Source organism: Mycobacterium sp., assembly GCF_008709575.1.
GTDB lineage: Bacteria > Actinomycetota > Actinomycetes > Mycobacteriales > Mycobacteriaceae > Mycobacterium.
On record NZ_VYIK01000064.1, the window covers coordinates 1 to 20,647 of the forward strand.

17 protein-coding genes are annotated in these 20,647 nt (G+C 65.6%); 13 read left to right on the top strand and 4 right to left on the bottom strand.

Translation table 11 applies throughout. The features are described from left to right. Positions 1–1,595 (bottom strand): GMC family oxidoreductase (locus tag F6Q13_RS14055; RefSeq protein ID WP_293057545.1); only part of this gene is annotated, 1,595 nt, incomplete at its 3' end. A 170-nt stretch (positions 1,596–1,765) separates the two neighbouring features. Between F6Q13_RS14055 and F6Q13_RS14060 the strand changes: the two genes are divergently transcribed. Continuing rightward, complete coding sequence (locus F6Q13_RS14060) at positions 1,766–3,034, top strand: glycosyltransferase (RefSeq protein ID WP_293057547.1); 1,269 nt, start codon at positions 1,766–1,768, stop codon at positions 3,032–3,034. A 27-nt stretch (positions 3,035–3,061) separates the two neighbouring features. Here the strand turns inward: F6Q13_RS14060 and F6Q13_RS14065 are convergent, their stop codons facing one another. Further along, positions 3,062–3,664: a LysM peptidoglycan-binding domain-containing protein gene (locus tag F6Q13_RS14065; protein ID WP_293057549.1), complete on the bottom strand. Its 603-nt coding sequence runs from the start codon at positions 3,662–3,664 to the stop codon at positions 3,062–3,064. Between the two features lie 279 nt (positions 3,665–3,943). On the opposite strand from F6Q13_RS14065, the gene F6Q13_RS14070 reads away from it, so the two are divergent. From F6Q13_RS14070 to F6Q13_RS14090, 5 genes are all read left to right on the top strand, one after another. Continuing rightward, on the top strand, positions 3,944–5,218 hold the full coding sequence (locus F6Q13_RS14070) for a glycosyltransferase (RefSeq protein WP_293057552.1): 1,275 nt from the start codon (positions 3,944–3,946) through the stop codon (positions 5,216–5,218). Positions 5,219–5,377: 159 nt separating this feature from the next. Beyond that, complete coding sequence (locus tag F6Q13_RS14075) at positions 5,378–6,772, top strand: nucleotide sugar dehydrogenase (protein ID WP_293057555.1); 1,395 nt, start codon at positions 5,378–5,380, stop codon at positions 6,770–6,772. 47 nt (positions 6,773–6,819) lie between these two features. Next, complete coding sequence (locus tag F6Q13_RS14080; protein ID WP_293057559.1) at positions 6,820–7,821, top strand: NAD(P)-dependent oxidoreductase; 1,002 nt, start codon at positions 6,820–6,822, stop codon at positions 7,819–7,821. Between the two features lie 233 nt (positions 7,822–8,054). After that, positions 8,055–8,792, top strand: a complete 738-nt coding sequence (locus F6Q13_RS14085) for a phthiotriol/phenolphthiotriol dimycocerosates methyltransferase (RefSeq protein WP_293057581.1) — start codon at positions 8,055–8,057, stop codon at positions 8,790–8,792. Positions 8,793–8,980: 188 nt separating this feature from the next. Beyond that, complete coding sequence (locus F6Q13_RS14090; protein ID WP_293057561.1) at positions 8,981–10,249, top strand: glycosyltransferase; 1,269 nt, start codon at positions 8,981–8,983, stop codon at positions 10,247–10,249. Positions 10,250–10,260: 11 nt separating this feature from the next. Here the strand turns inward: F6Q13_RS14090 and F6Q13_RS14095 are convergent, their stop codons facing one another. Continuing rightward, positions 10,261–11,313 carry an NAD(P)-dependent oxidoreductase gene (locus F6Q13_RS14095; protein ID WP_293057583.1) on the bottom strand — a complete coding sequence of 351 codons (1,053 nt, stop codon included), beginning with the start codon at positions 11,311–11,313 and terminating at the stop codon, positions 10,261–10,263. Positions 11,314–11,497: 184 nt separating this feature from the next. Between F6Q13_RS14095 and F6Q13_RS14100 the strand changes: the two genes are divergently transcribed. From F6Q13_RS14100 to F6Q13_RS14115, 4 genes are all read left to right on the top strand, one after another. After that, on the top strand, positions 11,498–12,274 hold the full coding sequence (locus F6Q13_RS14100) for a phthiotriol/phenolphthiotriol dimycocerosates methyltransferase (protein WP_293057585.1): 777 nt from the start codon (positions 11,498–11,500) through the stop codon (positions 12,272–12,274). Between the two features lie 102 nt (positions 12,275–12,376). Further along, positions 12,377–13,438 (top strand): class I SAM-dependent methyltransferase, encoded by a 1,062-nt coding sequence (locus tag F6Q13_RS14105; protein WP_293057564.1) that lies wholly within the window; start codon positions 12,377–12,379, stop codon positions 13,436–13,438. 72 nt (positions 13,439–13,510) lie between these two features. Next, a complete protein-coding gene (locus tag F6Q13_RS14110) occupies positions 13,511–14,221 on the top strand; it encodes a class I SAM-dependent methyltransferase (protein ID WP_293057567.1) in 711 nt (236 codons plus the stop codon). Between the two features lie 105 nt (positions 14,222–14,326). Then, positions 14,327–16,219 (top strand): hypothetical protein, encoded by a 1,893-nt coding sequence (locus F6Q13_RS14115; protein ID WP_293057570.1) that lies wholly within the window; start codon positions 14,327–14,329, stop codon positions 16,217–16,219. Between the two features lie 15 nt (positions 16,220–16,234). On the opposite strand, the gene F6Q13_RS14120 is transcribed toward F6Q13_RS14115, so the two are convergent. Beyond that, positions 16,235–16,942 carry a rhamnosyl O-methyltransferase gene (locus F6Q13_RS14120; RefSeq protein ID WP_293057587.1) on the bottom strand — a complete coding sequence of 236 codons (708 nt, stop codon included), beginning with the start codon at positions 16,940–16,942 and terminating at the stop codon, positions 16,235–16,237. A gap of 216 nt (positions 16,943–17,158) precedes the next feature. Between F6Q13_RS14120 and F6Q13_RS14125 the strand changes: the two genes are divergently transcribed. The 3 genes from F6Q13_RS14125 to F6Q13_RS14135 all read left to right on the top strand — a co-directional run. Beyond that, positions 17,159–18,427 (top strand): glycosyltransferase, encoded by a 1,269-nt coding sequence (locus F6Q13_RS14125; RefSeq protein WP_293057572.1) that lies wholly within the window; start codon positions 17,159–17,161, stop codon positions 18,425–18,427. Between the two features lie 91 nt (positions 18,428–18,518). Then, positions 18,519–18,746 carry an MbtH family protein gene (locus F6Q13_RS14130; protein ID WP_293057575.1) on the top strand — a complete coding sequence of 76 codons (228 nt, stop codon included), beginning with the start codon at positions 18,519–18,521 and terminating at the stop codon, positions 18,744–18,746. A 28-nt stretch (positions 18,747–18,774) separates the two neighbouring features. Continuing rightward, positions 18,775–20,647, top strand: a 1,873-nt coding sequence (locus F6Q13_RS14135) for an AMP-binding protein (protein ID WP_293057578.1), incomplete at its 3' end; no start/stop codon positions are given.

Here is a 20,647-nt window from a genome sequence, read left to right on the forward strand (position 1 = left end):
GCGTTGGCCGCGACCGTCAAACTGGGATTCAACCCGGCACTGGACGGAAAAAACGAGGTATCCACCACATACAGGTTCTCCACCTCGTGCGCCCGGTTATCTGCATCCAGCACACTGGTTTTGGGATCGGTACCGAAACGGCACGTGCCGCAGACATGCCCCAGGTTCGCGTTGTTTTTGCCGCTGCCCAGGGGCAGTTTCCGAAACGGCTGCAACACCTCTTTGAGCTGCCGCAAAAACACGGCGCGCCGTTTCACCTCACTCGGGTGCAGACGATACTGGATTCGCAGCCGCGGGCGTCCATCCGAGCTGGGCCCATCACACGGCAGGACGCGGTTGTCGGGATAGGGCAAGTCCTCTGTCATCGCGGCCAGCACCAGCCCGCCGGTGACGAAGCGCCGATAGATCTGTCGCACCGCCGGGCTGATCAAGCGCAGCGCCGTCCCCCGCACGCCCGGGCGGTTGGTCAGCCACTCCACCGGCGGTATCGCGCCGAACGACTGAACGGTGCCGTATTTCTGCCCCTCCCAGAAATAGAAGTCGTTGAAGCCGATCTCCTTGTTGGGGGCGGTGATTCGGGAGTCGGGTTGCGGCCAGATCTCGATCGGGTCCAGCAGATGGCGCATCAAGTTGCGGCCCACCTGGTCCGAGCCGTTGGCCAGGCCCCGTGGCCAATCCCCCGAGCGGGATTCCAGCAACAACACCGGAGTGGCCAGCGCTCCCGCGGCCACGACGACGACCGTGCCCTTGAGGGTCAGCCTGGCGCCGCGATACCGGCAGATCACCTGCTGAACCCGGGAGCGGTCGGCGTCGAGACCCACCACCGGGCATTCGGCCAGCAGGCCGGCACCGTGTTCGGCGACGGCCGGCAGCACCGCGTTGCGAGCGGCGTCGTTTTTGCATGACCGCGGACACAAAAAAGCCTGACACGTGGCACAACCCTCGGTGTACTCACACGCCATCGGCAGATGGTAGGGATGTAACCCTCGGCCGGTCAGATAGTCGGCCAGCAGCTGATTGTCCGTCGAAAACGGCGGCGCCGCAGGCAGATCGATGTCGGCCGATTCCGGGCGCAGCGGATCCGGCGCGCCGCGGACCCCCAGCAGGCGCTCGGCCCGGGCGTACCAGGGCCGCATCTGGTCGTAGCTCACCGGCCAGGCCTCGGGCACGGTGGACTGTCCGGGGTCGCGAAAATTCTGCCGCGGAGTGAAATCGCGAGCGAAAAACCGCTCGCAGACCATGCCGTACAGGGCCGACGACCCGCCGGTGCCGCTGCCGATGAACGGCACAAACCGCTTCGCGAAGCGCCCGCTGATGTCTTCGATCTCATCGGTGCAGCGTCCGGCCCGCGCCAGCGCGTCGTAGAAAGCCGCGGCCGACCGGTACGCCAACGGCTCGGCGAGTTCGGGCATCGCGGCCCGAATCGTGCCGGGCGTCCCGGGCAGCGTCGAGCGTCCCTTCTCGACGAACAGCACCCGCCGCCCGGACCGGGCCAGCTGGTAGCCCAGCGTCGCGCCGCCCATGCCGGTGCCCACGACGATCACGTCCCACCCGCGCTGTTCAGCCTCGCGCGCGGTCAGCTCGCCATCAGCCACACTCACGCTCCTCAGCGACGATGGCACACGGCCTGGCCCGGGCGAACCAGAACAGTACCACTGGCCGGCGCAGGCAACTCGGGTGACGCACCCCTGGCCGTGCTGGGCATAATGTCGGTGCCACGTCGCCCGGCCGGCGTGCGCGACAACCCGAAAGGCCACCCTCGGCGATGAAAGTTGTGCTGGCAAGCTACGGCGGTCGCGGCGACATCGAGCCCGCCGTGGTCGTCGGGCGGGAGCTGGCCCGCCGCGGGCATGAAGTGCTCATGGCCGTTCCGCCCAACCTGGTCGGTTTCGTCGAGGCGCTCGGGCTGGCCGCGGTCGGCTACGGGCTGGACTCGCAGCCCATTCTGGACGCCCAGCGCAAGTACTGGACGTGTTACTTCCGCACCCCCTGGAAGATCCGGGAGCTGAACCGGATGGGGCGCGAAACAGCGGACTTCGCTGCCCGCTGCTGGGAGGAGATGACCAAGACGTTGGCGTCGCTGGCCGACGGGGCCGACCTGCTCATCGCCGGCCTGATTTTCGAGCAGCCCGCCGCCAATGTCGCGGAGTTTCACGACATCCCGCTGGTCACGCTGCATTTTTTCCCCGCACGCGCCCACGGCCGGCTGCTGCCGTTTGTGCCGGGGCCCCTCAGCCGTGTGGCGATGACACTGAACGATTGGCTGGCCTGGCGCGGGACGAGGAAGGGCGAGGACGAGCAGCGCCGCCAACTGGGGCTGCCGAAGGCGACCAGCCCGGCTCCGCGGCGCATCGCCGACCGTGGGTCGCTGGAAATCCAGGCCTACGATCCGGTGTGTTTCCCCGGGCTGGCCGCCGAATGGGCGAAGTGGGACGGCCGGCGACCCTTCGTTGGCGCGTTGGCGCTGGGGTTGACGACCGACGCCGACGCGCAGGTCGCGTCCTGGATCGCTGCGGGAACACCGCCGATCTGCTTCGGGTTCGGCAGCATCCCGGTCGCATCCCCGGCCGACACGCTCGCCATGATCGCCGCCGCCTGCGCACGGCTGGGCGAGCGGGCGTTGGTGTGCGCCGGCTCGACCGACTTCAGCGACGCACCGAATTTCGAGCACGTCGCGGTGGTGGGTGCGGTCAACTACGCGACGATCTTTCCGGCCTGCCGGGCGGTCGTGCACCACGGCGGCGCGGGCACCCTGGCCGCGGGCCTGCGCGCCGGGATTCCCCAGTTGATCCTTTGGACCTTGCCCGATCAGCCGTTCTTCGGCGCCGTGGTCAAACGACTGAAGGTCGGCACCGCCCGGCGCTTTTCGGCCACCACCGAGAAAACGCTGGTCAAAGACCTGCGTAAGATTCTCGGCGACCGGTACCGCACCCGGGCCCGCGAGATCGCCCCCCGGATCACCCAACCCGGCGACGCCGCCGCGGCCGCGGCCGATCAGGTGGAAAACTTCGTCCGGCTGCGCCATCGCGACTGACCGGCGCCGGCGCCTGCCGCCGCGTAATCAGGGGATCGTCAGCACCTGTCCCGGGTGGATCAGATCGGGATTGTCCACGCCGCTGGCATCGGCGATGACCTGGTATTGGCTGCCGTCTCCGTAGAAGCGCTCGGCGATGGCCCACAACGTATCGCCGGCAACGACGGTGTAGGTCCGCGCGGCAGGTTCAGGCTCAGGTTCACGCGCCGCTTCAGGCGCCGGCTCGGTCTCGGAGGCCGCCGCTTGGGCTGCCGGTGTAGGCTCGGCCGCCTCCTCGGGTTCGGGCGGTGGTGGCGCGTCGGTCTCGGTCTTCGATGACCAGGCCGGACCGTCGGCGGCGTAGAGCACGAGGTTGCGATCGTCCTGCAGGACGAGCCGGACGTTCTTCTTGCCTTTGGTGTTGGTGTGCCATACCGGCTTGTCGGCGGTGTAGAGGACGAAGTTGCCGTCGTGCTGGACTTCGGCCCGGACCACGTCTTGGCCGTTGGTCCCGGTTGCCCAGATGGCATGCCCGCGTGACGCGAGCACCAGGTTGCCGTCGTCTTGCAGCGTCACGGTGTAGGCGCCGTTGTTCGAGGTGAGTGATTCGCCTCTGACCAGCTTCTGGCCTGCGGTCAATGTGTCTGCCACGGCAGTCCCTTCTCCTCGCCTTTGTCATCCCTGCGGTCTGTTCGGTTGCCGACCGGATGCCGGCACTGCTGCGCCGTGAGCCAGAGCCTACTGAGCGGGGGGGGTGTCCGGGACTGTTTCGGCCCGCTAAAATCGCGACGATTGGGCGAACACCCGGTTAACCGGGCCTGCCCTGAGGCCGTGACGTTCGGGCTGCGAACGGCGGCGAAGCCGCGATCCTGACCTGACAGTTTTGTATTTGCGGCCGATAACGCCGGACTGCGAGGCTAGGATTCGCCGATGAAATTTGTGTTGGCATGCTACGGAACGCGCGGCGACGCCGAGCCCGGCCTCGCCGTCGGACGTGAGCTGCTACGCAGGGGCCATGAGGTGTGCATGGCTGTCTCACCCGATCAGGTCGGCTTCGCCGAGTCGGCCGGGCTCACGGCAGTCGCCTACGGACCGGATTCGCAGACGGCGCTGGACAGCGATTTCGGCGCGAACCTGTTCAAGGATTTCCCGCGCGGCAGCTCGACCATGAAGGATCTGACCAAGTTGTGGCGCGAGTACTGGGCGTTCGTCACCCAGTGCTGGGTGGAGATGACCAAGACGCTGATATCGCTCGCCGACGGGGCCGACCTGCTTTTCACCGGGCTGCTTTTCGAAGACGGCGCCGCCAACGTCGCGGAGTACTACGGCATTCCGTTGGCCACGTTGCATTATTTTCCGCTGCGACCCAACGGCCAGCTTCTGACGTTCCTGCCGGCACCGTTGAGCCGCTCCGCGATGACGATGTTCTGGTGGCTGTCTCGGGGAGTGTTCGGGAAGCTCGAGGATGCGCAGCGCCGTAAGCTGGGCCTGCCGAGGGCAACGGGCCCCGCACCGGGACGGATCACCGAACGCGGAGCGCTGGAAATCCAGGCCTACGACGAGGTGTGCTTTCCCGGGCTGGCCGCCGAATGGGCGAAGTGGCACGACCAGCGGCCTTTTGTCGGCACGCTAACGCTGGAGTTGCCCACCGCTGCCGACGAGAAGATCGCGTCCTGGATCGCCGCGGGAACCCCGCCGATTTGCTTCGCTTTTGGAAGCATGCCGATGGAGTCTCCAGCCGACACGCTCGCCATGATCAGCGCGGCCTGCGCGCAGTTGGGCGAGCGGGCGCTGGTGTGCTCCGCCTGGACCGATTTCAGCAACGTCGCGCAGTGTGAGCACATCAAGGTGGTAAGCGCCATGAATTACGCGGCGATTTTCCCGTCCTGCCGCGCGGTGGTGCACCACGGCGGCGCGGGCACCACGGCCGCGGGTCTGCGGGCCGGAGTGCCCACGTTGATCCTCTGGGCGGCGCCCGACCGGCAGATGTGGGGAGCTTTGATCAAGCAACTCAAGGTCGGCACCGCCCGGCGCTTTTCGGCCACCACCGAGAAATCGCTGGTCACAGACCTAAGCAGGATCCTGACCTCGGGCTATGCCACCCGGGTGCGTGAACTCGCCACCCGGATTACCAAACCCGCCGAGAGTGTCACGATCACCGCTGACCTGGTGGAAGATTTCGCCCGCCGCAAGAGGTTCAGCTGAGGCGGCGACGGCGCACGGAGCGTTCGCCGAAAACCCGGCACTCCGGATTGGCCGGACGGGCGTTGGACTACACTGCCGGGCAGGTTAGCCCGGGGCGCGGGAGGGCCCCGCTGTCAGGTCACAGAACGCGCACGGGGGACAGAAGGGCCAGGCTCTGCCATGGGTTCTGCAACGGCCAAGGCCGTCTTCGGACGTAGTGACGCCGAGATCGATCTCCTCGTGCGCGGCATGCGGTCAGGGATCGCGGTCGTGGGCTTCGGCTACATCGGCACCGTGATCGGGGCCGTGCTGGCCGACCGCGGCTGGCCGGTGACGGGCATCGACGTGCGGCGTGACGTCGTCGAAGAGATCAACCTCGGCAAGACCACCGTGCCTGAGCCGGGTCTGGGCGAGCTGGTGTCCACCAACGTTCGAGTCGGCCGGCTTCGCGCCACCACCGACTTCGGCGCCCTGGCGGACAACGAGTTCGTCATCGTGACCGTCGGCACCCCGCTCGGCGCGGACTACGAGCCCATCGTCGACGACATCACCGCAGCGGCGCAGGCCGTGGGAAGCCATTTGCGCAGCGGCCACGTCGTCATCCTCAAGAGCACGGTGCCGCCCGACACCACCGAAAAACTCGTCAAACCGATCCTCGAAGAGACCTCGGGACTGCGGGCCGGGGTCGACTTCGGGTTGGCGTTTTGTCCCGAGCGGCTCGCCGAAGGCCAGGCCATCCGGGAGCTGACGTCGATTCCCGTCGTCGTCGGCGCCGTCGATGAGCGCAGCGCCCGCGCCTGCGCCACCCTGTGGCGCCATGCCCTGGGTGTGGACTCGGTCATCGTCGACGATCCGCGCACCGCCGAGATGGTCAAGCTGGCGGACAACCTCTGGGTCGACCTCAACGTTGCGCTGGCCAACGAGCTGGCCAAGGTGTGTGACCGGCTCGGGATGGACGCGCTTCAGGTCATCGAGGCAGCCAACACGATGCCCAAGGGCGGCCGCCCCGTCAACATCTTGATGCCCAGCATGGGCGTCGGCGGCTACTGCCTGACCAAGGATCCGTGGTTCGTCAACCATCTGGGGCAGTCGGTGGGGTTGGACCTGGCGATTCCGCGGACGTCGCGGACCGTCAACGACACGATGCCCGCCTACACCTACGCATTGCTCGAGCAGCTGCTTGTCGATCAGGGCAAGTCCGTCGCGACCAGCAAGATCGCGGTGTTGGGTATCGCGTTCAAAAACAACACCGGCGACTGCCGGCTGACGCCCACCAAGTACGTCCTCGCCTTGCTCGAAGAATCCGGCTGCACGCTGTCGGTCCATGACCCGTGGGTGCCGGCCGAGGAGGCTCTCGCGGTGACGAGGATCCCCCTGACCGCCGATATCGAGGCAGCCGTCGAGGATGCCGATGCCGTGGTGGTCCTGGCCGGGCACCGGCAGTTCCACCAGATCCCGCTGGTGCGGCTCGCCGAGCTGGCCGCACCCGGCGCCGTGTTCCTCGACGGACGCAACAGCTTCGACCCCGCGGCGGTGCGCGCCGCCGGCTTCGTCTACAAGGGGATCGGCCGCTAGCCGACAATCACCTGCCACCTGCACTACCCGACAACGAAAGAGCGAATATGTCCAACGTCGTCGTGACGGGCGGCTACGGGTTCATCGGATCGCACCTGGTCTCCGCACTGCTCGACCGCGGAGACCGCGTCACGGTTTTCGATTCCGCCAAGAACACCCGCGACCGCAGTATCGACTTCGACCGGCATGCCAACTTCCGGTTCGTGCAAGGCGATGTGACAGATCCGACCGCACTGCAAGACGCCCTGACTCCCGGCGTCGACACGGTCTTTCACCTGGCCGCGGTCGTCGGTGTCCGAAACTACCTCAACGACCCGCTGCGGGTCCTCGACGTCAATGTCACCGGTACCCGCAACGTGCTGGAACTGAGCCGGCGCCACGGAACACGCGTGGTGTTCGCCAGCACCTCGGAGATCTTCGGGAAAAATCCCAACCCGCCGTTCGCCGAGGACGACGATCGCGTCCTCGGCTCGACCAGGACGGCACGGTGGAGCTACAGCACCAGCAAGGCCATGGCCGAGCATCTCGTGTTCGCGATGCACGCCGCCCACGGACTGCCGGTGACGGTGGTCCGATACTTCAACGTCTACGGCCCCCGGCAGAACCCGATATTCGTGATTTCGCAGAGCATTCACCGGGTCCTCAACGGTCGGCGACCGTTGCTCTACGACTCGGGTGAGCAGACCCGCTGCTTCACCTACGTCGACGACGCCGTCGCCGGCACCGTGCTCGCCGCCGACAGCAGCGCCGCCATCGGGCAGGCCTTCAACATCGGCAGCATGACCGAGACCACCGTCGGTGCCGTGCTCGACCTGATCGTCAAAATCGCGGATGTCGACGCGGTGTCCGGCCCCGAGGTGATCGACACCGCGGCCCGCTACGGAGATCGGTACGAGGACATCCTCCGGCGTATCCCGGACTCGACCAAAGCGCAGCGGGAGCTGGGGTGGCGCTTGCAGGTCGACGTCGAGGAAGGGATCCGCCGCACTATCGATTGGGCTCGGGCCAACCCGTGGTATTTGCACGAACCCGTGGAAGACCGACCATAAGAGGTTGTGACGCCGAAATCGGACCTGGACCCGCGATTCGCCCGCCCTGCGAGCCATGTCGTACTACGCTCGTGAGCTGGACAAATCACTGACGGTAGCGCATCCCGGACATTGTTTGCGAAGTGATCGCATTTTAGGAGGTGATAACGATCCCCCGATTGAGCGACCAACGCGTTCGTCCGAGCGATCGCGCCGAACTGCTCAAGCAGCGCAAAGATCGCCGGGCTCACCCGATCATCAACCGGTACTGGTATCGCATCAACAGCAAGTATTTCAGCGATGACCATACCGTGTTTCTCAACTGGGGCTACGAGGAAGATCCGCCGATGGCTTTGCCGTTGGCGGAATCAGATGAGCCAAACCGGTACCAAATTCAGCTTTACCACCGCGTCGCGACCCAGGTAGATCTCACCGGAAAGGGGGTACTGGAGGTCAGTTGCGGTCACGGCGGCGGGGCGTCCTACCTGATGCGCACCCACGGCCCGGCCTCCTACATCGGGCTGGATTTGAACCCTATCGGCCTGGACTTCTGCCGAAAAAAGCACCAGCTACCCGGCCTGGATTTCATCGAGGGTAATGCTGAAGAGCTGCCCTTTCCCGATCAATCCTTCGACGTGGTGATAAATATCGAAGCCTCGCACTGCTACCCGCGGTTCGCCCGCTTCCTCGACGAAGTGGCGCGCGTGCTACGCCCCGGAGGCCATTTCCTTTACGCCGATGTCCGCCGCCGCCAGGAAATCGCCAAGTGGGAAGCGCTGCTGCGTGGCGCCCCCATGCGGCTCATAGCGGAACGGTTCATCAACGAGGAGGTAGCGCGGGGGATCGAGAAGATATATCCATTACTGCTGTTCAAGACGGCTCGCGTCAAGGCGTCCTTGGGCTTTGCGTTATGGGTGTTTCTCTACCGCAGGTTGCTCAACGAGGAAGTCAGCTACCGGATGTACTGCTTCGCAAAGGACGTAAAGGAATAAAGCGACAGCCCGTGAGTATCCAGGCCGAGCGTGAGCGGCTCCTCATTCAGCGGCCATATTCGGCGGCCATCACGCTCCGGCGCTGGGCGTGCGCGCCTGACGCAAGCCCCACGGCGAACACTACGCTAGCCGGCGAAGGCATGCTCTAACGCTCCGGTGCCGCGAAGCGGAAGGCTAGGATGACCGCGATGAAATTTGTGCTGGCGAACTGGGGGACGCGTGGTGAAGTCGAGCCGTATGTCGCTGTCGGGCGGGAGCTGCTGCGCCGCGGGCACGACGTGCGCATGGTTGTCGCACCGGAAATGGTCGGCTTCGCCGAGTCGGCAGGGCCTCCGGCGGTGGCCTACGGACCCGAATTGCAGGCCGTCCTAGATCCGCACCGCGACTTTTGGACTTGCTTCTTCGGCACGCCGTGGAAGATCCGGGAACTGAGCAGGCTGTTGCGCGAGGTCTCCGAGCCCCTCAGTGGGTGCCGAAGCCAAGTCAGCACAACGCTGACCTCACTGGCCGGCGGCGCCGACGTTTTGCTCACCGGCATGAATTTCGAAGACACCGCCGCCAACGTCGCCGAATATTGCGGCGTTGCACTGGCGACGCTGCAAATCTTCCCGCTGCGGGCCAACGGTCGGCTCCTGCCGTTCCTACCGGCACCGGTGGGCCGCTTCGCGATGACGGCGTTCGAATGGCTCTCCTGGCGCGGGATCAGAAACGTCGAGAACGCGCAGCGCCGTGAGTTGGGCCTACTTCCGGCGACAAGTCCGTGGCCGCAACGGATCGCCGAACGCGGAGCGCTGGAAATCCAGGCCTACGACCAGGTGTGCTACCCCGGGCTGGCCGCCGAATGGGCGAAATTCGACGGTCAGCGGCCTTTTGTGGGCGCGCTGACGCTGGAGTTGCCCACCGACGCCGACGACGAGATCGCCGAGTGGGTCAGCGCGGGAACACCGCCGATCTGCTTCGGTTTCGGCAGCGTCGCGGTCGAATCCGCCGCCGACACGCTCGCCATGATCGGCGGCGCCTGTGCCCAGCTGGGTGAGCGGGCATTGGTGTGCGCCGCCGGGACCGACTTCAGCACCCTGGCGCAGCTCGAGCACGTCAAGGTGGTGCCCGCAATGAACTACGCGGCGATTTTCCCGGCCTGCCGCGCGGTGGTGCATCACGGCGGCGCGGGCACCACCAACGCTGGCCTGCGCGCCGGCGTTCCCACCTTGATCCTGTGGACATTGCCCGATCAGGCAGCCTGGGGAGCCCGCGTCAAACGACTCAAGGTCGGCACCGCCCGGCGCTTTTCGGCCACCACCGAGAAATCACTGGTCACAGACCTACGCACGATCCTGACCCCGGACTACGCCACCCGGGCCCGTACACTCGCCGCCCGGATGACCAAACCCGCCGACAGCGTCACGACCGCCGCCGATCTGCTGGAAGATTTCGCCCGCCGCAAGCGCGTCGGGTGACCGCCTGCTCGTCACTCGAGCTGTCCCGCGACCCATTCCAGTAGCGCCCGCAAACCGTCGCGCAGTCCCCACTTCGGGTGCCAGTCGAGTTCGTCTCTCGCCGGTTCGATGTCACAGCTCGCCGCACGCACGTCACCGTCGCGGAATTTCGGTACCACAATTGGCTCGGGGGCCCCGCAGAGGGACGCGATCGTGCACGCCAGCTGATGGATGGTTGTCGCGCGACCCGACCCGATATCGAGGCAGCGTGCCGGCGCGGCGGGGCGTTGCACCGCGGCGAACAGCGCCTCGACGACATCGTCGATAAAGACGAAATCACGAACGATCTTGCCGTCTTCGTAGACTTCCAACGGGCGTTGCCGGCGCGCCAGCCGCGCGAACAGAGCAACTATCCCGGTGTAGGAATTGGTCAGCGACTGGCCCGGCCCGTAGACATTCTGCAGCCGCAGCACACTGAGCGTGACGTCGTGCGCGGCCGTCCAGGCTGCCAACATGTGCTCTTGGGCGAGTTTGGTCGCGGCGTAAATGCTGGTGGGCCGGGGCTCCGTCCGGCCGGCGCAGCTCGGCAGCGGAACCGCCGGCTGCGCCGTGGGCCCCTCGGGATCCCAGATACCGGCCGCCAGCTGAGCGTGACTGCGCGGCCGCGGATAGAAGACATCCGTGCCGCATTGCCAGGCACCTTCGCCGTAGACGGCGCGTGAGGACGCCAGGACGAACTGCTCGGGCACGTGGGCGCAGCGGCTGACGGCGTCGAGAAGCTGAGCGGTGCCCACCACGTTGACCGAGCCGTGGCGCGTGGCCGCCGACAGCGACTGCGCCGTTCCGGTCTCGGCCGCCAGGTGCACGATCTGGGATGGTCGGAACAGCCGCAGCACCGCGTCCCAGTCGGGGGCATGGGTAACGTCACCGGTGAACAACCGCGCCGAGGGCGGCAGGTTGATCGCCGGATGGTCACCGTGAACCTGTGGGTGCAGGCTGTCCATCACGGCGACCTCGTAGCCGGCCCGGACGAGGCGGTGCGTGAGCGCGGACCCGATGAACCCCGCCCCGCCGGTGACGAGCACGGATGGTGACAAGATCCGAAGCCTCCGGTTCGTCTGCGGCGAAAGTGAGTGTCGATCATATCCGGAACTCTCGCCGAATGGCCCACCGGTCACGTGCCAGTCAATGGCCGTCATAATGCATCGATGAGCAGGCCGCCTCGGTTAAGCCCAGAGAAAGTGGGTTGGCATGACGCAGACGACTTCTGTGAAAACTCGGCTCCACCGTTTTGTCACGCGCGCATTGTCGTCGCAATTCGCTGCCGAGCACCTCTATCCCCTTGTCACCCGTTACGTCAGCGACGATCAACTGGTTTTCCTCAATCTCGGTTACGAGGAAGACCCGCCGATGGCCCTGCCGTTGGAGCCCTCCGACGAGCCCAACCGGCTCTTCATCGGCCTTTACCACCGCACGGCGACCCAAGTCGACCTGGCGGGCAAGCGGGTTCTGGAGGTCAGCTGCGGGCACGGCGGAGGGGCCTCATACCTGATGCGCACTCTGGGCCCGGCGTCCTACACCGGGCTGGACTTGAACCGCGCCGGCATCGACTTCTGCCGAAAAAAGCACCAACTGCCCGGCCTGGATTTCGTGTCCGGCAACGCCGAGAACCTGCCCTTCGCCAATCAATCCTTCGACGCGGTGATCAACGTCGAAGCCTCGGCCTACTATCCGCGGTTCTCCCGTTTCCTGACCGAGGTGGGGCGGGTGCTGAGCCCCGGCGGGCATTTCCTGTATGCCGACCTGCGCCTGCGCGACGAAATCGCCGACTGGGAAAAGGCTCTCGGCGATGCACCCCTGCGGCTGGTGTCGGAAAGAGACATCAGCGAAGAAGTTGCGCGCGGGTTGGAGACGCTGGTGCCGACATTGCAGCAGCTGTATCGGCGAATGCGGCCATTCGTCGCCACCAAACAACTACTGCAAGTCTGCAGCGCCTTGCAACGGGGAGAGACCTCGTACCGGATGTACTGCTTCGCCAACGATTGACAGGCTTGGCGGGGCCGGTCGCGGGTAAGCGTCAGCCTGTGGTCCAGCCCCTGACGCGGAGGTCAAAAGGTGGCCATAATTGATCGGCGAACAGTGGATCGGATGACTCTTCATCGACTGTGGCACGCAGTGCTGGTGAGCATCGCGCTCGGGGTGGCTGCCGCATGCTACTGTGCACCGGTTATTTGCGCCGCGGTTGGCGTACTTCTGTTGGGGTTGCTCTCTGCCCGCCTGTTGTATCGGGGTCGTGACCGCTACATTCCCAATCTGTATGCTCGCGACATCAGGGTGTACGACGACGCGTATCGCGCGTTCATCACCCGCACCGTTGCAGATATACGCCGGTGCAGGATTGGCGGCCACACACTATTGTGGGAAGCGTCGAAACTGGCACCATGCTCCGAGGGGTCTGACGAATTACTGCTCGATTTAGGGGTCTGGATCGGCTGGTCGACACGGCTCATATCCGACGCGTCCAACCGCCCGGTCTATGGTTTCGACACGTTTTCCGGTCTCGTCGAGGACTGGCAGGTCGACGACCAGATCGTCGTCAAGCGTGGAACGTTTGCGCTGTCAGAACCGTTGGCGCAACGTTTCCTGCGCGACACCGGGGTGAGCTTGCACGACGGGTTGCCCGACCCGCTGGGCCGCGCGGTGCAGTTCGTCAAGGGCAGCACCTACGACACGTTGGCTCCGTTCCTGGCCGCGCGGCCAACCGCCCCGATCAGGCTTTTCCACATGGATTTGGATACCTACGACAGTTGCCTGCATGCGTTGGAAACCTGCAAGAACCACTTCATCGAGGGGTCGATCCTCGTCTTCGACGAGTATCTGGTCACCAATGGCGAAATGCGGGCGTTCTACGAATTTCAGAAACGCTACGAGCTGGAATGGCGATACCGGGCGTGGGGGCTTGAGATCTGGGAAATGAATATCGAGATGGTGACCGCGCTCTGGAAGCGTCTGGCGTATTACGTCGTCGTGATCGCAGGCTATTGGCTGCTCGGGGACGGCCGCTACACCTGGAGATTTTTCAGCAGGCGATTCTGGCGGTTCTGGTTGGGCGCACCGATAGGCGATATCCTTTTCATGCTCGGCGCTGCCGGCCAACGGAAATCGGTGAGCCTCGAGATCACCGGTCTGGGTAAGCTCGCCCGGGCCTGATCCCCTACCGCTCAGCTCGCGACTTTCGGCGTACCCCTTGTCACGAGCCACTGCGGCGGGCAGGATCGTCGCGTGAACCGGATCAAAGCCGTGCAGCTGGCCCTTGACGCGCGGGTGAAGCCCGTCTACCTGGAGATCGGCGTTTCCCACGGACGCGCGTTTCGGCGTATCGCCGCCGAGGAGAAGATCGCCGTCGACCCGGCGTTCAAGCTCTCGGCTCGCTCCCGCAGGGCCGCGGACGCGACGGCGCGCGCCACCTACTACTTCGAGACCACCAGCGACGCCTTCTTCGCCACCGAGACCGCTTTCCTCGAGCAGCACGGCGTCGACGTCGCCCTCATCGACGGGCTGCACACCTACGGGCAGGTCGTGCGCGACGTCGAGAACACCCTGCGCTACCTGCGCGACGACGGCGTCATTTTCCTGCACGACTGCAACCCCGCGCTGGCCCTGATCGCCCGCCCCGCCGCGTCGCAGGCCGACTTCATGGCCCAACAGAAAGGGCCGCTGGTGATCGGCGTGTGGAGCGGCGACGTGTGGAAGGCGATCGTCCACCTGCGCAGCACCCGACCCGACCTGCAGGTCGCGGTGCTCAAGTGCGACATGGGCGTCGGGATTGTCCGAAAAGGATCCCCGGAATCTCAATTGTCGTACTCGCCGGCGCAGATCGAGGCGCTCACCTACGCCGATCTTGCCGCCGACCGCGAGCGCTTGCTCAACCTGAAACCAGCCCGCTACCTGGGCGAATTCCTGGCGGCCAGCGCAAAATCGCCCCCGCAGTAACACCGACCGCCGGATCCCGCTAGCTCGCGGCCTGACAATTGCGGCACCACGCGACGGCTCTAGGTGTAGCGTTACCGGAGCAGGTGGTTAAGGAGTGCGGTCACGATGAAACACCGCATAACTCACCGTCACCGCCGGCGGCGTAGTCGTGCAGCGCTGGCCGGCGGAGTTCTGGTCACCGCCGCGGCGGCCGGGGTCGGCGTCAGTTACCCCGCGGGGCCCGCACCTGCGCTGGACATCCCGGTGGACCTGGCGAGCGAGGCCAGCCCCACCGGGCCCGACGCCTTCACCATCGGCCCCTATACCTTCGACCCCTTCACCGACACCGTCTGCTCGTACTGCGCCGAGGACCGCATCGACCCGTTCCCCGGCTTCTCCTTCCCCACCGACACCATCGAGGGGTGGACCACTTTCTCCCCGATCGGCTCGGTCGCACCGTTGTTCACACTGGGCGGCGGGACGGACAGCGGCATCCCCATTGCGCCTCAATTCCTCGCGGTGTTCAACTCCAGCGGCACCCTCGTCGGGATCATCGACGTCTCCAACGTCGTGACGAACGTGATAGGCAACCCCGACCTCGAGATGACCATCGTCGGGTCGTGGCTGCCCGACGGAGTACAAATACCGGAGCTGCCCTCGGGAGCGGTGTACGACATCCAAGACCTCAACCTGCCCATCCCCGACTTCCCGCCCCTGGAGAACGTCTACGTCGCCAACCCGGGGCTCTCCCCTGCCGTGCAAGACTTCATCGTGACATCGTCGGGCGCCCAAAACGTCGACGCCCCCGTGGTGTTGCCGAACCACTTCGGCACCCTCGACCTGCAGAACCTGTTGAACGTCAACGCCGCGGCGACGATGGCGCCCGGTGATGCCTTCACCGGACTGCAAACCGCGGTCGACAGTCAGATCAGCGCGGACGCCTTCACCATCGACGCCTTCACCTTCAACCCGATCGCCAGCAGCGGCGCCGTGGGCTACAACACCATCGATTTCCTCGGCGGCTCACCGCCGCTGTTGGACCTCGGCGGCGCCATCATCGACGGCACTTCGCTGCTGACCCAGAACTTCAATGTCTACAGTGCCGGCACGACCACCGAGGTCGGGTCGATCGGCACCGACGAGGAAGTGGCCACCCTCTTGGGAATGACCAGCACGGAGTTCACCGTCACCAGCGCCACCCCGGCCAGTGGGTACACCACCGCGGACCTGCCGGCGGTGGGAACGGTGTACGACGTCTTCAACGTGTCCCCGCTGGGCATCGGCGACGACGAGATCGTCTACGTCGCCACTCCGAGCGGCGCCTCCGAGACCCTGGTGACGTCGTCGGGTAGTGAGTTTACCCTGCCGGTCCCCTTCAACGCCGCCATCGCGCCCGACATGGGCACCGCTTTGGCGGCCCTGTCGGCGAACCAACCGTACGACAGCGTCATCAGCCCGCTCGCCTTCACCATCGACGGCCAGACCTTCGCCCCCGAAAACTCGCTCGGCGCACTGGCCACCTCGTTCGACTCGGTGCCGACGACGATCACGGCTCCGGCGCTGGTTCCGTTGGACCTGCGCATCGGCGGCGGCTACGCGGACGGATTCACCCTGGCCTCGCAACGATTTTTCGTCTACGAGGGCAGCGGGTCGAGCGCCACCAACATCGGGTCGATTGACTCCACCGTGACCACGGCGAACCTCTTGGGCTTCACCAGCACCGAGTTCACGGTCAGCGGCACCACGGCGGCCAGCGGGGCAACCGCCGCCCTGCCGGCAGTCGGAACGGTCTACGACGTGTTGCAGCTGGCCCCCGACGTCGCCAACGTCTACAGCGCCACCCCGAGCGGTGTCGTCACCGATACGCTGATCACGCCGTTGGGGCCGCTCTTCTACGTCAATTTCCTGATCCCGGAAATCGACGCCGCCGCGCCTTTGAACCCGGGCGACGCGATCCCGTCGGGCCTTGACGTGGCGTCGGCAGCCGCGTCGGCGCTGGAGGCGTTCTTCAGCTTCTGAGGCATTGGGGACCCGCTAATTGCGGATCAGGAATCCGTGGGGCGCGAATGTCCAGCCGAATTTGTTCTCCCGCTCCACGTCATGGGTGTAGTCGTGGGGGAATTCACGCTCGTATGCCTCGACGGCCTCATACGGGCCCGGCCCCCATCCAGGGAGCACGGGGTGCCCGTTGACGCAGGAGTCTTCCACGACGAGGTAGTCACCGGCGGACAGCAGGGGCCGCAGCAGTTTCATCTCGGCCAGCACGTGATCCATCGAATGGTCGCTGTCGAGGATGGCGAAGATCTTGCCGGGAAATTCACTTTTGAGGCGTTGGATGTGCTCGGCAACAGCCGGGACGGTGGAGGACGATTCCACGAAAATAATGTCGGGATCACGCCGCGCCGCCGGCTCCAGCCGTTTGTGGTCGATGTCCACCGACAACACTGTGAAGGGCCGACCGATCTGCCTCATGGTGTTGGCGTAGAACAAGGACGAGCCACCGTGCGCCGTACCGAATTCGATCACCAGCGACGGCTTCAGCTCGCACAGAATCTCCTGGTAATTCCACATGTCGGCGGTGGATTTCCAGCAGGGGACGCCCATCCATGTGGTTTTCTTCCACACGAACGTGTTGAAATACCATTTGTGATATTCTTCGGGTTCTGATCCCGTGGACTGGTAAGAATAAATTGCCAGCGCAGATCGGAGGAATTTTTTTACGCGGGCCGCTCGCGACCGCACGGACGCGGCGTTGGCCGCCGCGGTCGACAGCAGCGCTCGCCGCGCACCATCGCCGTTACGACTCTGCCACTGCACCGCAGCATGGTAGCAGCACCTGCTGCGTGCCGGACACTTCACAATTTCGGGTCGACACCCCAGGTGCCGGGTTATGCTGTCGCGCGGCTGAGCCGGTGACGCGGGACTGCCGCACGGGGAAGTGAAAGGCCGGTGTCCGCGATGAAATGTGTGCTGGCAGGCTGGGGAAGCCGCGGCGACGTCGAGCCCTGCGTCGCCGTCGGCCGCGAACTGCTGCGCCGCGGGCACGAGGTGCGCATGGCCGTCCCGCCCGACCTGGTGGGCTTCACCGAGGCGGCCGGGCCTCCGGCGGTCGGGTTCGGACCGGCGGCGCAGACCGTGCTGGACGCCCACCGCGACTTCTGGACGTGTTTGTTCGGCAACCCCTGGAAGATTCGGGAGCTGGCCAGGGCCCGGCGCGAAGTCGCCGAGACCATCGTCGCGGGCTGGCAGCAGATGAGCACCACGCTGGCATCGCTGGCCGACGGGGCCGACGTGCTGTTCACCGGGGTGAATTTCGAGGACGCCGCCGCCAACGTCGCCGAGTACTACGACATTCCGTTGGCCACGATGCACTACTTCCCGCTGCGGCCCAACGCGCAGGTCCTGCCCTTCCTGCCGGCGGCGCTGAGCCGCTGGGCGGTGACCGCGTTCTGGTGGCTGTCGTGGCGCGGGACCAAGCAGGTCGAGGACGCACAACGCCGCGAACTGGGGCTGCCCAAGGCCACTGGCCCCGCGCCGCGACGCATCACCGGCCGTGGAGCGCTGGAGATCCAGGCCTACGACGAGGCGTGCTTTCCCGGGCTGGCGGAAGAATGGGCGCAATTCGACGGGCAACGACCCTTCGTCGGCACGCTGACGCTGGAATTGCCCACCGAAGCCGACGACGAGGTCGCCTCCTGGATCGCTGCGGGAACACCGCCGATCTTCTTCGGGTTCGGCAGCATCCCCGTCGAATCCCCGGCCGACACGCTGGCCATGATCGACGCGGCCTGCGCGCAGCTGGGCGAGCGAGCGCTGGTCGGTGCCGCCGGGACCGATTTCGGCGACGTCGCGCAGGGCGACCACGTCAAGGTGGTGGGCGCGGTGAACTACCCGGCGATCTTCCCGTCCTGCCGCGCGCTGGTCCACCACGGCGGCTCCAGCACCACGCCCATCGGGCTGCGCGCCGGAGTCCCCCAGCTGATCTTGTTCTGGGACCTCGTGCATGCCGTCTACGGCGGCGCGGTCACCCGGCTCAAGGTGGGCACCGCCCGTCGGTTTTCGACCGCCACCGAGAAATCGCTGGTCGCTGACCTGCGCAAGATTCTGGCTCCGGCCTACGTGGCCCGGGCCCGTGCGCTGGCCACCCGGATGACCGAACCCGCCAAAAGCGTCGCGGCCGCCGCCGATCTGGTGGAAAATCTCGTCCACCGCAAGCGTGTTGGCTGATCGGATCGGCACCCGAAGGTGACAGGTGTCACAGCAGGAAGTAGGGTTTAGAACTTGTTACACCCAGGTGACTCGACGGCTTGGAGAATCGGTGGGCATTAATCCGTTCGACGACGACAACGGCAGCTTTTTCGTGTTGGTCAACGACGAGGAGCAACACAGCCTGTGGCCCGCCTTCGCCGACGTTCCGGCCGGCTGGAGGGTCGTCTACGGCGAAGCAGACCGCGCTGCGTGTCTGGACTACATCGAAGAACACTGGACCGATATCCGCCCCAAGAGTCTGCGCGAAAGGCTGGCAACCAGCCAAGGTTCCCAGTAAGTAAAAGCGTCTGAGGTCAGGCAATCGGATGGACCGTCAGGATCGCGCGCTTCCGCTGACGCGCGAACAGCTGGACATATGGCTAGCGGAGGAAACGGGTCACTCCGACACCACGGAGTGGCAGGTCGGTCTGTTGGTCCTCATCGAGGGCAACCTGGAACGTGATGCCCTCGAGTGGGCGCTCAACCGCGCGATGCGCGAGGCCGAACCAGTCCGGGCCGCGTGCTTCGAGGTAGACGGGCAGGTTTTCCAGCAGGCGATCGATTACCCGGATGTCGGGCTGGACTTCTACGATCTGAGCGGCTCGGACGATCCGGTGCAGGAAGCCCAGAAGATAGCCTTGTCGATCCAGCGTACGCCGATGCCGTTCACCGGCCCGCTGTTCAAATTCGCATTATTCCAGACGCACCCCGATAAATTCTATTTATACGGGTGCTTTCACCATATAGTCATAGATGCGGCCGGTATCGGCTTGCTTGGCAATCGGATTGCTGCTGTTTACTCCGCAATTGTCTCCGGGGAACCTATCCCTCCGGCCTTCTTCGGCTCGTTGCAGGACTTAGTCGACTGCGAGTCGGCCTACGAATCCTCCGCGGACTACCTGGAAGATCACGACTATTGGACCAAGAACCTCCCCGCGGAGGACGGATCGCAGCAGCGGTTGGCCCAGGCCACCCGCGAGCATGAGCCGCATTGGCCTTCGGCGCCGGTTCCCCTGGACTCGGCGGTGCTTCGCCGAGTGCACGAGTTATCCCAGGTGTGGAACGTGCCCCGATCGTCGGTCATCACCGCGGCGTGTGCGCTTTTGGTGCGCGGCTGGTCTGCCGAGGGTTCGGAGGTGGTGCTCGACTTCCCGGTCAGCAGGCGGGTGCGCCCGGAGTCGAAAACGCTTCCCGGAATGGTTGCCGGGGTCGTGCCGCTGGTCGTGCGGATTTCGCCGGAAGCGACGGTTGCCGATTTTTGTCACCATGTCGACACCCGGATACGAGAGGCACTGCAACATCAGAGATACCCGGTGCAAGCCCTGGAACGAAAAACCCACCACCGCGATCCGTGGCAGCCCAGCGGCAGGGTGGTCATTGATTTTTTCCCGACCAGCTTCAACTTGGACTTCGGTGGTATCGCGGCATCCGCGTCGATGACCAACTCCGGCCTGGTGGGCGGCTTCGGCTTGATCTTTTCCGGTGTCGGTGAGGAGCTCTTTCTCAACACCTTAGGAGCCGGGCACCCCCTGTCGAATTTCGACGCCACGGAATTAGCTGCGCGGTTGCAGCGGGTGTTGGTGGCGATGACGGCTGATCCGGGGCGGCGGGTGTCGTCGATTGCGGTGCTTGATGAGGCTGAGTGTGCCCGGCTCGAGGAGTGGGGTAATCGGGCGGTGGTGACGCGGCCGGCGCCGGTGGGGGTGTCGATTCCGGCGGCGTGGGCGGCGCAGGTGGCGCGCACCCCGGAGGCGGTGGCCATCAGCAGTGCCGGCGGTGAGTTGACCTATCGGCAGGTCGAGCAGGCGGCCAACCGGTTAGCGCATCTGCTGGCCGCCCAGGGGGTAGGCCCGGGGCAGCGGGTGGCGCTGTTGCTAGAGCGCTCCGCGCAGGCCGTCGTCGCGATTTTGGCGGTGCTGAAAACCGGGGCGGCCTACGTACCGATCGATCCGGCGGTGCCGGAGGCGCGGATGCGGTTCGTGTTGGACGACGCCGCGCCGGTGGCGGTGATCACCAGCGCTGAGCTGCGCGCGCGGCTGGCTGGTCAGGATCTGTCGGTGGTCGATGTCGACGATCCGGCGCTGGATACCCAGCCGGTGGCCGCGTTGGCGGCGCCGGCGCCTGATGAGGTGGCGTATCTGATTTACACCTCGGGCACCACCGGCACCCCTAAGGGGGTGGCGGTGGCGCATCGCCAGG

Bases quoted from the DNA above. Each gene is read 5' to 3' on its own strand.
- F6Q13_RS14105 (WP_293057564.1), top strand. From the start codon at position 12,377: ATGACTCTTCATCGACTGTGGCACGCAGTGCTGGTGAGCATCGCGCTC.
- F6Q13_RS14125 (WP_293057572.1), top strand. From the start codon at position 17,159: ATGAAATGTGTGCTGGCAGGCTGGGGAAGCCGCGGCGACGTCGAGCCC.
- F6Q13_RS14090 (WP_293057561.1), top strand. From the start codon at position 8,981: ATGAAATTTGTGCTGGCGAACTGGGGGACGCGTGGTGAAGTCGAGCCG.
- F6Q13_RS14080 (WP_293057559.1), top strand. From the start codon at position 6,820: ATGTCCAACGTCGTCGTGACGGGCGGCTACGGGTTCATCGGATCGCAC.
- F6Q13_RS14075 (WP_293057555.1), top strand. From the start codon at position 5,378: ATGGGTTCTGCAACGGCCAAGGCCGTCTTCGGACGTAGTGACGCCGAG.
- F6Q13_RS14115 (WP_293057570.1), top strand. From the start codon at position 14,327: ATGAAACACCGCATAACTCACCGTCACCGCCGGCGGCGTAGTCGTGCA.
- F6Q13_RS14070 (WP_293057552.1), top strand. From the start codon at position 3,944: ATGAAATTTGTGTTGGCATGCTACGGAACGCGCGGCGACGCCGAGCCC.
- F6Q13_RS14060 (WP_293057547.1), top strand. From the start codon at position 1,766: ATGAAAGTTGTGCTGGCAAGCTACGGCGGTCGCGGCGACATCGAGCCC.